This window comes from Nitrospiraceae bacterium (genome assembly GCA_019637075.1).
Taxonomy (GTDB): domain Bacteria; phylum Nitrospirota; class Nitrospiria; order Nitrospirales; family Nitrospiraceae; genus JAHBWI01.
Map to the genome: position 1 here is coordinate 734802 of JAHBWI010000002.1, position 13755 is coordinate 748556.

Genomic DNA, 13755 nt, shown 5'->3' on the forward strand with positions numbered 1-13755 from the left:
CAGATTCATTTGGGGAGCACTCCGGCTCCGTAGCGGTAGACAAGATCGCCGCCGAAGTAGCTGGCAACGAACAGGACGAGTAACCCGACCGCCCCAACGACCAGCACCAAAACCCGCTTCTCCGGCATCAATCCCATCCGCATGGCGAACCGCCAAGCGACCAGCGCGGCAAAGATTCCGGCCGCGACGAATGCCAGCTCCTCGTGGATCTCGATCGCGGGCTTGGGAATGCCGCTATGCTCCACCGCCTCCTCCGCAAAATGGCCGGTGACGACGGCCGCGCCCGCCGACAAGAGTCCGGTGATCGACAAATACCACCCGCTCTCGCGTAACCGTTCATCCTGCCGCCAGACTGCGAGCAAATCGAACAACCAACCGGTCGTCAAAAGAGCAATGGGAAAATGGACGAGCATGGGATGAATGGGATGCATGGTGCTCCTTTCGGCTCACTGGTCACGTATCAACCGGAATAATCCGGCGGCCATCTGCATTCGGCTGTCGACACTGGCCCGACTGAGGGCTCACCGCTCAGGGCTGAACGCTCATCGCGTTCGACTCCCGTTCCAACTTCATCACCCGATAGACGAATACGTCTTCCAAGCTCAACGGGCGCTTGCTGAGGGCTCGCACTTGAATTCCGTCGCCGGCGAGCGCCGTACGCGCCAGCCCCTCATCCCGGGCCGGATCGAGCGACAGCACGTGCACCTTTGTCCCGAAGAGCGCGGCGCCTCGAAAACCGGCTTGAACCAGCAATTGCAGCGCGTGAGCCGGCCGGTCACTCGCCACTTCCAGGAGACAACCGGCTTCGGTCTCAACCTGTTGCTTCATAGCCAGCGGCGAGCCTTCCGCCACGATCTTGCCCGCATACATCAGGGCGAGCCGATCGCAGTGCTCCGCTTCGCTCATGTAGTGCGTGGTAATCAGGATCGCGACTCTTTCTTGGCGAGCCAAATGGGAGAGCATGTCCCAGAACTGCCGCCGTCCGATCGGATCCACGCCGGAGGTAGGTTCGTCCAGAAACAGCACCCGAGGCCGATGCACCAACGCACAACCCAGGGCGAGTCGTTGGCGAACACCCATCGGCAGGCGCCCGGTCAGGCTGCTCTCGTAGCCGGCCAGACCCGCCATGGCTACGATCCAGGCGAGCCGCTCCTTCGTCTCGCGCCGGTCCAGCCCGTAGATGCCCGCGAACAGGCCGATATTTTCTTCTACCGTCAAGTCGAGATAGAGCGAGAACGCCTGCGACATGTAGCCGATTCGTTCCTTGATCACGCCACCGGCCGTCTTCATATCCGCTCCCGCAACCCGCCCCTCTCCTCCGGTGGGCGGCAAGATGCCGTTCAGCATTTTGATGACCGTCGTCTTGCCCGCGCCGTTGGCCCCCAATAACCCGAAAATCTCACCTTGCTTGACCTGAAAGCTCACGCGGTCGACGGCCCGAAAGGAGTTGAAGTCGCGCACCAGTTGATGTGCCTCGATCGCAAGTCCGTGATTGTCTGCCCCTGCCGCCGATGGCGTCGCAGGAATACGTTGCCGCTGCTCGGCCTGCCGCAACAGGAGCGAGACAAACACATCCTCCAAGTCCGGATCGTCACACTCCATCCGCTCAGGCGTGATGTCGCGGAGCGCCGCGGTCAGCTCGCGCAAGGCGGCGGCCGGATCTGTTTCACCCGTGAAGACATGCAGCCTGGGCCCCAACGTCTCAACCTGCGCATACGTCGTTCGCAGCCGAGCAAGAGCTTCCAATTGCGGAGTCGCCTCGAACGTCAGCATCAACCCCGGGATGAGTGATTGAACCTCCGCCGGCGTCCCCGACACCAATTCCCTTCCGTCGGAGAGGAACGACAGGTGATGGAACCGCGCCGCCTCATCCATGTAGGCCGTTGAAACCAGCGCCGTCATCCCCTTCTCCTGCAGCAACTCGGTCAAGATGGCCCAGAATTCTCGGCGCGACACAGGATCAACCCCCGTGGTCGGCTCATCGAGGATCGCCAGCTCCGGTTCATGAATGAGGGTGCAGATCAGCCCGAGCTTTTGCCTCATACCGCCGGACAGGTGCTTCATAGGCCGGCTGCGGAAGCGATCCAACCGCGTCATGGCAAGGAGCCTGGCTTTCCGCTCCGCCAACTGCTGAGCCGACACGAGTCTCAATTGCGCAAAGAAGTCGATGTTCTCTTCGACCGACAGGTCCGGGTACAGATTCAAGCCCAGGCCCTGCGGCAGAAACCCGATCCTCGGCTTCACCTCCTCCGCCGCCCGCTCGGAATCTATGAGATGCCCGAACACTTCGACCGTCCCCGCGTCATACGTCAATACACCGGCGATGGCTTTCATGAGGCTGCTCTTTCCCGCCCCATCCGGCCCGATGACGCCATACATTTCGCCGCGCCGGGCCACGAGATCCACGCCGCTCACCGCAGCCTGCTTTCTGTACCGCTTCACCAATTGCGACACCCGCACCACGATGTCTTGCGAAGCGGAAAGGCTCTGTCCGCCGCTAGACTGATCCTCGCTCAGGCCCCTGTTCCCATTCATGTCGCAGATCCCGTTGACTTCGAGTCCAAGTTGTTCTGTCCGCCGCCTCGCATCCAACGTCCTAAGCCTTCGGCTTGACCCAGGCCACATCCTCGCGCCAGCGGATCACGGCATCCGCAGGGAGACCGGGCGTCAGGCGGTGGTCTGGATTGCCCTGCAGGTACAGCTTCACGGCGTAGATCAATTTCACCCGCTCGTCCGGCGTCTGGACTTCCTTCGGGGTAAACTCGGCCTTGGAGGCAATGTAGCGGACGGCGGCGTCGAATGCCTGATCGGGATAGGCGTCGATATACAACTTGGCAGGCAGACCCAGCCGCAATTTCCCAATCTGCACTTCCGGCACGTAGACTTGGAGGTACAGCCGGTCCAGATCGACCAGCTCCAGCAAGGGCGCACCGGCCGACACGATCTCTCCCCGATTGACCATCCGCGTCGTGATAGTCCCGCTCGTCGGGGCGCGGATCGTGAGATCAGCCATGACACTGTCGACTTCGGCCAGCGCTGCGTCCGCCTGATCCCGCTGGTGCTCCAGCGCCGCGACCTCCGCCTCCTTCGCCCTGACCTTCTTCCATCCCAGCTCGGCTTGGGCCGCCTGTTTCTGAGCCTGCTCCAAGCCGGACCGTGCCGCCGTAATCTCCCGCTGTGAGACCTGCCACTTCAGATCTGCCTGGTCCCGTTGCTGCCGCGACGCCTGATCCTTCTCGGCCAAATCCCGAAACCGCTGCGCATCGCTGCGCGCCTCCCGCTCCACTGCCAACGCCCGATCCACCATGGCCTTGGCTTTCACCACCTGCGCATCCGCCGCTTCGATCCCCAAGGGCACGTCGAGATTCAGCACGGACAATTCCGTATGCGCCGCCTGCACCTTGGCCTCGAGCGACGCGAAGGCTTGCGTGGCCTGCTCGACCCTTGCACGCGCCTGGACGTCGTCGAGACGAATCAGGATCTGTCCCGCCTCGACGCTATCACCTTCCCGCACCAACAATTCTTCAATGCGGCCGGGGAACTTACCGGCCACCGTGACATGATCGCCTTCGATTCGACCGTTCGCTTGGATCAAGCCGTCGGGCAACCCGCGGTTCAGAGCGAAACGTGACAATCCGGCGGCCGCGCCGACGAGCAGCGCCACGAGAGCGACCACCCAAACCAGCCACCGCGATCCCATCCTATTCGCCAACACAGAAACACTCCAGCATTCGGCCCCTGCCCCTATCTCGTCTTTGGTATCTCCTATCTCGTCTGGACGCGCCCGCTACGCTTCACGAGGGACGTCTCTGCTAGAACAACTTTTCCAATTCCCCCTTGGCCCGTGCGAGGTTGATACGCGAAGCGTTGAATCGGAACAGGGCTTCGATCACATTGTCCCTGGCCCGTGCCACCGAGGTCTGCGCGTTCGTGACTTCGATATTCGTCGCCAGTCCCGCCGCGAAACGGTCGCGGGCAAAGGTCAATTCTTTCAGCGCAAGTTCCAGCCCCTTCTGCGCCACGGCGACCTGCTGCGTCGAGGATTCCAAGGTCAAGAGCGCGTTCCGCACTTCTAGCGACACTTGATCGGACACATCCTTCATGCGAATCGCTTCCTGGCGCACGCGGCTGCGGTTTTCGGAGATGCGCCCTTCCCGTTGCCCTCCGTCGAAAATCGGCACCGAGAGCGTCAGCCCCAGCGACCGCGTCGCCAACGCCTCGTCCGGTTTTACGCCGATCCATCCATAGTCGCCGCTGAGAGACAGCGCCGGGAGCCGTTCGCTGGTCACGGAGCTTAGCGAGAGTGAGGCAAGCCGCTGCCGGTTGGCCTGGGCCTTGAGTTCGGTGCGATTCTCCTGCGCAACCGCCAAGGCCTGGTCCGGTTTCTCATGCGCGATCTGGACGAAGGTCAGGGCATCGGTGAGGCTCAGGCGAACATCGAAGTCGATGCCCAGCGCACGGATGAGATTCAGCCGAGCGCTCTCCTGGTCGTTTTGCGCAACCAGGTGCCGCTGCCGATTGTTCTCCAACTGTACTTCCTCCCTGGTCACGTCGAGACCCGTGGCCACACCGGCCGATCTTCGGTCTTGCGCCAGTTTGAGCAGTTGCTGGCTGAGGTCGATGTCGGCCTGCCGCGCCTTGACCGCTTCGTCTGCCCGCAACGCTTCCATGTAAAGCAGGCCCACCGTGGCCATCACGTCGCGCTTTGCCACCTCCGCCTCGAGTTCCGCGACGTCGATTCCGGTCTTGGCCGCCCGCCATCGCTGGATCAAACTGAGACTGAAAATGTTCTGCACGAGCGTGGCCCGCGCATCGTAGACCTCGAACGGATCGGTCACCGGCCTGGTCAGCCCGAGACCGGCTAGCCGATCGGTGGGCAAACCAAAGGCCGCCAAGTTGACGGTCTGACTTCGGCCGTTCAGAAACCCGGACACGTTCGGTAACATCGCGCCGAGGCTGGTGTTGGCCGCGGACTGCGCGGCAGCGATCCGCTCCCGCAGCAAGCGCACATTCACATTGTTGTCGATTGCGGCTTGGAGAGCGTCGTGCAAACTGAGCCGAAGTTCCGGTACGGCAGGGGATGCGGTCTCCGCCCATACGGGCGTCCCCGCAGGTACCAAGAGTCCGATGAGCAGCATGAGCGGGAACAAGCGAGTGGAAGTGGTCACGCGATCCTCCCTGCAGGACACCAGCCTATGCCGGAAGGCGAGCGAATAGCCTCGTCCTAGCCCCTTAGACTGCAAGGATGACGCCCCCGCCCGGTGGTATCGCAAAGGTTTCAAACCCTGCGAAGGACGCAATCCAGAGAGAGGCCGTGAGCGCACGAGGGTGATCGGGGGGAGGACTGCTACAGCGGACTTCTCGGGATCTGTGGCAGAAGGCCACACATCGAAAGCTCGATCTTTCCCCCCAGATCATGCCTTGCCAATCCAGCGCGCCTCCGTCTCGACTCACTCCACTCCGAATCGCGCGGGCGATTTCTCGGTCGGTCCATGCTCCGATGCCGGCATGGGTGCGATGTCGGAGCCACAATCCTACTCCTCTGGACCGACGCCCGGAGATCCCATGATCTCCTGCACCACTGTCTTGATATAACAACCGGTCGCCTGAAGATCGGCGCCCTTCCCGTACATGGCGACCAACAGCGACCGGCCTTCGGTATCAATATGGGATACCCCCGTGAGATCCACGATGAGTCGAACGCGCCGCTCTCGATCAAGCTGACGCCAAGTTCGGCGCGCTTCCTCCACCCACGCGCTGGTAAGGCTGCCTTCCAACACCATTCTTGCCCACTGCCCGTTCTTCTGTACGGTGATCTTGAGCATGACGATGTCCTCGTCAGTAGTCTCCATACCGGTCCATCCACTTGCGGATGTGCTCGACCGCTTCGGCTTTCTGTTCCGGTCGCAAACTGGCATGCCATTCGGCGACCTTGGGCAACACGCGCTGCGTCATGCGCGTTTGTACTGCCTGGTGCCGCTCAAGCAATTGCACCAACTTTGCCTCATCCAGTCGTTCGCCTTGCACCTGAGCAAGCACTTCCTCCATGATCGCCCGATGTTCCTTCTGCGACTCGGCTCGCGCAGCCAACACTTCGTCCTTGACGACCCCGAGCTTCGCCTTCTGCTGGCCGTCCAAATCCAAATGTTTGGCGATCTTGCTCGTCATCCAGTCAGCTCGTTCCGCCGGAGTATGGTGTCGATGGCACGCGGACGCCCCAAGCAAGCCCGCCACAAGTGCGATGGCAACCCCGACTCTGATGATCTTCGTCTTCATGGCAACCTCCTTTTCCCCAATCATCGTGTCTCATTCATGCAGGTGCGGTTTCTCCGCGCGACGTTCACTTTGGCCCTTTCTTAAGACTCGTTTCATCGTAACCTCCGTGATGGGCAATCGGGACTGCCGCCACCCAAACCACCTCGTCACGGCAACCGCATCTCCGCCCGACATACGCGCAGGCTCGATGCTCAAAATCGACGTAATGGCGTGCCGGGCCAGGGCGGTTAACATCATGCAGCTTGCTGACCTACCCACAGCAGGGACCGTTCCAGGTTCGAGTTCCCTGGACAAGAACGTTCAACCCATTGAGTTCAAAGGCAAGTGATCGGAGAACTTGGATTGCAGGGAGTGATGGAGCTGCAGAGATGACGAAAGAACAATGTCGATATCTCGACAGATGTCGAGATTATCGTCACCCGAGAGGGCGAGAAATGCCGAGCTTCTTCATCTTCGAAAGAAGCGTGGTGCGTTTGAGGCCTAGTTTTGCGGCTGCCCCGTCCGATCCGGCGACGACCCACTTTGATTCGCGGAGGATGCCGAGGATGTGTTCACGCTCAGTCTCGTGAAGTGTCGCGGTCGGAGCCGTCTTCGAACTCACCTCAATCTGAAGTTCACCGAGCTGGACCTGTAGTTCTGTGCCTTTCGTGAGGATCACGGAACGTTCGACCAGATTTTCCAACTCACGGATGTTGCCCGGCCACGCGTAGCGCGAAAGAGCCTCGAGCGTTTTGAGAGGAACCGTATGAATCCGTTTCTTCATACGCCCGGCATACTGCTGCGTGAAATAGCGCACCAAACTGGGAATGTCTTCGCGTCGCTCTCGAAGGGGCGGCATGGTCACCGGAAAGACATTCAGTCGGTAGTACAAGTCGCTTCGAAACTCCTTCGCATCCACCAGGCTCTTGAGGTCCTGGTTTGTCGCGGCGATCAAGCGGACGTCGACCCGAATAGTTCTCGTGCTGCCCAGACGCTCGAATTCCTGCTCCTGTAACACTCGCAGCAGCTTGGATTGTAACTCCAGCGGAATTTCGCCGACTTCATCCAGAAAAATGGTTCCCTTGTCCGCCAGTTCAAATCGGCCGACCTTCCGGCTGATGGCCCCGGTGAACGCACCCCGTTCGTGACCGAAGAGCTCGCTTTCCAGCAAGCCGCTGGGAATGGCCGCGCAATTGAGTTTAACGAACGTGCGTTCCTTGCGTCCGCTGAGCCGATGAATCGCTCTGGCGATCAGCTCCTTGCCGGTCCCTGTCTCCCCCTGAATCAGGACGGTCGCATCGGTCGGAGCCACGACCTCAACTTGTTTGAGCAGCTGTTTCAAGGCCTTGCTGTCGCCGATGATGTTCTCGAATCCCTGCTCGGTACGCAGCTCTTCCTCGAGATACAGCTTCTCTTCCGCCAACTTATTTTTCAGTTCCGTGATTTCCTGATAGGCCAGGGCGTTGGCTACGGCCAAGGCGATCTGCCCGGCGACCTCCATGAGAAACTCGATGGACGACTCGGGAAATGCCTCTTCCTGGCGAGACGCGAAGGTGAGACAGCCGATGGCTCGATCGTCCGACAGAAGGGGCAGCGCGCACATCGACTTGAATTCTTTGTCCAGCAACATCCGGATGACGTGATGACCAAAACGTTCCAGTTCCTTGAGGTGATTGATCGCCACGGGCCGCTTTGTGCTCACAGCGATAGTCGCGGGCGAGTCCACGGCATCCGCGACAAACCCCTCAAACAACCACCCAGGATTGTCCTGAAAATCCAACGCACGAAGACGAAACTGTTGGCGAGTCTCATCGTACAAAACCAAGCAGGTGTATTCTTGAGGCACCAGTTCTCGAACAGTCGCACTCACAGCATGAAACACCTCGCGCAGGTCCAACTTCGAGACCATGGCGTTGGTGATGCGCAGGAGGAGACGGAACCGATCCCTCTGTCGCTCTGCCTCTTGTTTCGAGAGAGACGCAGCCTCGCGGTTCAGCGCATTCTCCACGGCCACGGCCACTTGCTTCCCCACTTGCATCAGAAATGTCGAATCGCACTCCTCGAAGGCCCGCTTGCGCAGGCTGCCGAACCCCAGGACCCCCAACCGGCGCGCCGCGGTGGTCAAGGGGACGTAGCAAAACGACTGGATGCCGTCTTCCCGCATCATCCTGATGACATTGGGCCAACGCAATTCCTGCGACAAATCCGGGACGAGCAATGGCCGTTGCGTTTGCCAGACGAGTCCCGCCGGCAGCTCGTCCGGGGCCAAGACGTGGCCCCCGATCACGTCGGCCTGCACATTGGCTTGCAAGGTATGTAGACGCATGGCGTGGCGCTCGGCATCGTACAGAGATAGAGCCAGGAAATCGGTGACGATGACCTTCGGCAAACAGGAAGCAAGGTGCCTGATAAGCGTCGAGAGATCGGAATGGCTCGCAATCGCTTCCGCGACATCAAGCAAAGCTACATACTTGGCATGTTCATGAGAAGACATGGATAACCGTGAATGCGGTTGAGCGATTGTGACGATAGAAGAACGACCCGGGGCGTCCAACTGTGCTGAGACTATGTGTCCGCTTGCGGCTGCGACAGGTTCAATAACCGCATCGATGAGATACACGCCTCATGGCGCGGCGGCATCCGAAAAGGGCTGTGACGCTCCATTCGGAAGCGGGCAGGACACAGGTTCGGTCCGTTCCCCGATCCAGCGGTAATAGAGGACCGGAATGACGATGAGCGTAAGTACGGTGGAGGCGCCGACGCCGAACAGGAGCGACACGGCCAAGCCTTGAAAGATCGGGTCGAGGATGATCACGGCCGCCCCGACCATGAGCGCGGCCGCCGTCAAGAGAATGGGCCTGGTGCGGATGGCGCCGGCCCGGATCACGGCTTCCAGGAGCGGCACGCCATCGGCTGCCTGGTGTTGAATGAAGTCCACCAGCAGGATGGAGTTGCGCACGATGATCCCGGCCAACGCGATAAATCCGATCATCGACGTGGCGGTGAAGTAGGAGCCGGTCAGCCAATGCCCCGGCAAAATGCCGATCAAGGTGAGCGGGATGGGCGCCATGATGACGACCGGGGTCAGGAAGGATTGAAATTGCGCGACGATCAGCAAGTAGATCAGGATCATCGCCACGCCGAAGGCAATGCCCATGTCGCGAAACGTTTCGACCGTGATATGCCATTCCCCGTCCCACTTCATCGCAAACCGCTCTTCCGACCAAGGTTGCGCCGCATAATGTTGCGCGAGTTGGTAGCCTTCCGGCAGCGTGAATTGTTCCAGCTTCCGGCCGACGCCCAACACGCCGTAGACCGGGCTGTCGCCTTTATCTGAAGCGGCCCCGCCGACATCACCAACGACGTACACCACGGGTTTGAGATTCTTGTGGTAGATGGCGGACTCCCGCACGGTCTGCTCCATCCGCAACAGCTCCGCCAGCGGCACCATGCGGCCGGCGGGGGTGCGCAGGGCGATCTCACCGAAATGTTCCAATCCCGACCGTTCGCTGACCGGCAGCCGCAGCATGATCTGCACCGGCCGCTTTTCCCGCGGCAGGTGAACCAGCCCGACCTGGCTGCCCTCCAATCCGAGCCGAAGGGTCTTCACGATTTCATCGGAAGGAATCCCGGCCAGCGCCGCCTTCACGCGGTCGACCGTGAACACATACTTTGTTTGGTCGGCCTCGATGTAGTCATCCACATCCACCACGCCCTGCGTGGATTCGAAGAGCCGACGGACGTCCTGCGCGATGGCCGTCTGTCGCGCATAATCAGGGCCGTAGATTTCTGCCACCAAGACGGATTGGACCGGCGGACCGGGCGGCACCTCCACGATCTTCACATTGGCCCCATGCTGCCGGGCAATCTGTTGCAGCTCGGGACGAATTCGCTGGGCGATGTCATGGCTCTGCGAGCGGCGTTCCCCCTTGGCGACCAGGTTGACCTGAATGTCCGCTTCGTGGGGTTGATCGCGCAGATAGTAGTGCCGCACGAGACCGTTGAAGTTGAACGGCGAGGCCGTCCCCACGTAGGCCTGGTAATCCCGCACTTCCGGAATCGTGCGCACGTATTGGGTCAGCGCCTGAGTCACGCGGGCCGTCTCCTCCAACGTGGTCCCTTCCGGCATATCGACCACGACCTGCAGTTCGCTCTTGTTGTCGAACGGCAGCATCTTCACCACCACGCCGCGCGTATAAAACAGACACAGCGATCCGGCGAGCAGCAGCGCAATGAACCCCAGCACGGCATAGGCCATGACCGGGTGAGAGAGCACCGGCGTCAGCACGCGTTGATAGAAGCGGTAAGCAAGACCGCCTTGGAACTGTTCGTGGTCGACTCCCGCCATTTTCACGCCGGGACGGTAACAGGCCTGGCAAAACCAGGGAATGACCACGAAGGCCACCAACAACGAGACGAACATTGCGATGGAGGCGTTCACGGGGATCGGCCGCATGTACGGCCCCATCAAGCCGGACACGAAGGCCATCGGCAGCAGGGCCGCGATCACCGTCAACGTCGCCAGGATCGTCGGGTTCCCGACCTCATCCACCGCATACAACGACGCCTCACGGTGCGGACGCAGGCGCATCGTCAAATGGCGATAGGTGTTTTCAACCACCACGATGGCGTCATCGACCAAGATGCCGATGGAGAAAATCAGCGCGAAGAGGGTCACGCGGTTGATGCTGTACCCGATGAGCATCGAGACGAACAGCGTCAGCGCCAGGGTGAGGGGAATCGCGACCGACACGACGACGGCCGGACGGCGCCCTAAGGTCAGGCCGAGAAACACCACCACCGCGACCACGGCAATCAGCAGGTGCCAGAGCAGTTCGTTCGCTTTCTCGTCGGCCGTTTCGCCGTAATCCCGCGTAATCGTCACACGCACGTCGGCAGGAATGACACGCCCTTTCATCTCCTCGACCTTGCGCACGACGTCTCGCGACACCGTCACGGCATTCGTGCCGGCCTGTTTGGCCAAGGCCACGGTAACGGCGGGAAACTCGCTGGACGTGAGACGTGAGAGGTCAGACGAAACCCCGGTCGTCTCCCGCCTGACGTCTGACGTCTGACGTGCCCCCCGTACTCCTTCCCCAAACCACACGTATTGCTTGGTTTCGCTCGGGCCATCGGTGACCTCCGCGACTTGGCGCAGATATACCGGATGCTGTTCATGTACCCCCACGACCAGGGTTTCGAGATCGTCCTTGGAACGGATGAAGCGCCCCGTTTCCACGAGCCGGCTCGCATTCTGGCTTTCGAACGATCCGGCCGGCAATGCCAAGTTCTCGGCTTTGATGACGCCGGCGACGGCTAACGGGGTCAGTCCGTAGGCCTTCAAGCGGGCCGGATCGATCTGGACACGCAGTTCTCGATCGTGGCCTCCGACGACGAACCCACCGGCCGTGCCCGCCACCTTCTTCGTCTCCTCCAGAACCTGATCGGCCAATCGGCGCAGGTCGAAATCCTGATAGCGCTCGCTGGAAAGGGTCAGCGTCACGATTGGCACGTCGTTGACGTCTCGGGGCTTCACGAGAAAGGGCTCGGCCCCCGGCGGTAGAAGATCCTGGTTGGACATCAGTTTGTCGTACAAATCGACCAGGCTCTGCTCCATCGGCTGGCCGACGTAAAACCGGACGATGATCAAGGCTCCGCCGGGACGGGAGATGGAGTAGACATACTCGACCGTTTTGATTTCTGATAGCTTTCGCTCGATCGGCTTGGTGAGTTGCTCCTCCACCACCTTCGCGGAGGCACCGGGAAAGGGAAGCCAGACATCGGCCATCGGCACGACGATCTGCGGTTCCTCCTCTCGTGGTGTGACCGCCACAGCGAATACACCCAGGAGAAGCACCGCCACGATGATCAGGGGCGTCAACTTGCTGTCGATGAATTGCGCCGCAAGGCGACCGGAAGGACCGAGGGGATGTGGTGAACCAGATGACATAGCGCGTATCGCTGATGGCGTATGGCTCAGTGAGCGTACCTCGTGAAGCGTATACCGCCGGACGTGAGATGTAAGCCGTGAGGCATGAGACTCGGCCGGACTTCATGCGTCTGACGTCTACCGGTTTTCGTCTGCTTCACGTCTTCTCCGGCCTGGCTACCGCCGTCACTTCTTGAACAGGCGCCCCGTCCCTGCCCTTGGTCCCGTCCTCCATGACCACTTCACCGACATTGAGTCCCGACAGGACCTCGATGGTGTCGTTCAGATTCCGTCCCACCTTGATCCAGCGAAGGCGGGCAATGCGGTCAGGACCGACGACAAACACGCTCGACAATTCACCCCGCTCGACCAATGCCCTGCGAGGCAGTACCAGGGCCTGACTGGTGCCCTTCTCGAGTTGCAGTCGCCCAAACATACCGGACTTCAGGCCTGTGGTTTGCGGAAGGTCTACCTTGACCGTGAAGGTGTGGGTTTGCGGATCGCCGGCCGGTAGAATCTGGGCGACGGTCCCTTGCAATCGACCGGCCCCAAGCGCATCGACGACGATCGGCAACGACGCGCCCACCGTCACCGCTTGCAGATCGCTTTCCGCCACGGTCGCTTCGAGCCGGAGTTCACCGGGGTTTTCCATGCGCAGCAGGGCCTGACCCGGCGAGGCGAGTTCGCCCGCTTCCACCTTTTTGTCGGTAATCACACCGTCGAACGGCGCCTTGACCACCGTATAGCTCAATTGCGCAACCACGGCCTTCTGGCCGGCCTCGGCGACCTTGTAACTTCTGGTCGCATTCTCCAACTCTTGTTTGGACACGGCATCCTTGCGGTACAGATCGGCCATACGGTCGAGTTGCGCCTTGGCGTTTTCTACTTCGGCCTTGGCTCGCGCCAATTCGGCCTGCAGGTCCCGACTATCCAGCGTGACAAGCGGTTGCCCTTTCTTCACGACATGGCCTTCGCGGACGAGCACCGCCTCGATCATGCCTTGCACACGGCTGGCCAATGTCGCCTGATAGACCGCCGTGACCTGGCCGGTCACTTCAAGCCTCAAGGGCACCTGCGCGGCCTTCACTTCGACCAGCGTGGCCTGAATCGCGGGCGGTGCTTTGGCCTCCATCACCGCTCCACCCTGCCGCGGAGATTCCTCACCAGGCCCGCATCCGGCTAGTGCGGCCAACAACAACATCATCATCGGAAAAGCGGATGTTCTCATATGGGGTCGGGACGACTCCCGAGTCAGCGGAACCTTTCTTCTATTCTTGGACTCCCAGCTTTCGCAGGAGCGCCATCATCGGACACCAGCCGGTAAAGGCTGACTGAATCAGATTGGCGGCGACGAACGCCGCAGCGTAATTATAGTAAGGATGTACCGTCGCGCCCAGGAAAACTGCTAGAAGCACAACGCCCCCGGCGATCAACCGCAGCCATTCATTAAGTCTCATGGCCTCACCTCCTAATGTACCCGGTATGAGCGGCGGGGAAGGGAAAGGATTCATCGAGGATACGAGGCGGCACGGGGCAAGAGTCTCTACCTCAGGCAATCTGATTCCTGCCCA

The 13755-nt window shown here is 60.7% G+C and carries 10 protein-coding genes; all 10 read right to left on the minus strand.

Annotated elements, in window-relative coordinates:
• Positions 1-5 precede the first annotated feature (5 nt).
• Entirely contained in the window at positions 6-431 is a 426-nt protein-coding gene (locus KF814_07790; protein ID MBX3236039.1) for a DUF2231 domain-containing protein, read from the minus strand.
• Positions 432-528: 97 nt separating this feature from the next.
• Positions 529-2535: an ABC transporter ATP-binding protein gene (locus tag KF814_07795; GenBank protein MBX3236040.1), complete on the minus strand. Its 2007-nt coding sequence runs from the start codon at positions 2533-2535 to the stop codon at positions 529-531.
• Positions 2536-2596: 61 nt separating this feature from the next.
• Positions 2597-3700 carry an HlyD family secretion protein gene (locus KF814_07800; protein MBX3236041.1) on the minus strand — a complete coding sequence of 368 codons (1104 nt, stop codon included), beginning with the start codon at positions 3698-3700 and terminating at the stop codon, positions 2597-2599.
• A gap of 112 nt (positions 3701-3812) precedes the next feature.
• Positions 3813-5168 carry a TolC family protein gene (locus tag KF814_07805; protein ID MBX3236042.1) on the minus strand — a complete coding sequence of 452 codons (1356 nt, stop codon included), beginning with the start codon at positions 5166-5168 and terminating at the stop codon, positions 3813-3815.
• Positions 5169-5534: 366 nt separating this feature from the next.
• On the minus strand, positions 5535-5852 hold the full coding sequence (locus KF814_07810; protein ID MBX3236043.1) for a hypothetical protein: 318 nt from the start codon (positions 5850-5852) through the stop codon (positions 5535-5537).
• Positions 5839-6276 (minus strand): Spy/CpxP family protein refolding chaperone, encoded by a 438-nt coding sequence (locus KF814_07815; GenBank protein MBX3236044.1) that lies wholly within the window; start codon positions 6274-6276, stop codon positions 5839-5841. The genes KF814_07810 and KF814_07815 overlap by 14 nt, the downstream gene beginning before the upstream one ends.
• Before the next feature lie 415 nt (positions 6277-6691).
• A complete protein-coding gene (locus tag KF814_07820) occupies positions 6692-8749 on the minus strand; it encodes a sigma 54-interacting transcriptional regulator (GenBank protein ID MBX3236045.1) in 2058 nt (685 codons plus the stop codon).
• 129 nt (positions 8750-8878) lie between these two features.
• A complete protein-coding gene (locus KF814_07825; protein MBX3236046.1) occupies positions 8879-12205 on the minus strand; it encodes an efflux RND transporter permease subunit in 3327 nt (1108 codons plus the stop codon).
• A gap of 136 nt (positions 12206-12341) precedes the next feature.
• Positions 12342-13412, minus strand: coding sequence for an efflux RND transporter periplasmic adaptor subunit (locus KF814_07830; GenBank protein MBX3236047.1), 1071 nt, complete (start codon positions 13410-13412; stop codon positions 12342-12344).
• A gap of 40 nt (positions 13413-13452) precedes the next feature.
• On the minus strand, positions 13453-13641 hold the full coding sequence (locus KF814_07835) for a DUF2892 domain-containing protein (protein MBX3236048.1): 189 nt from the start codon (positions 13639-13641) through the stop codon (positions 13453-13455).
• Between the last annotated feature and the right edge of the window lie 114 nt (positions 13642-13755).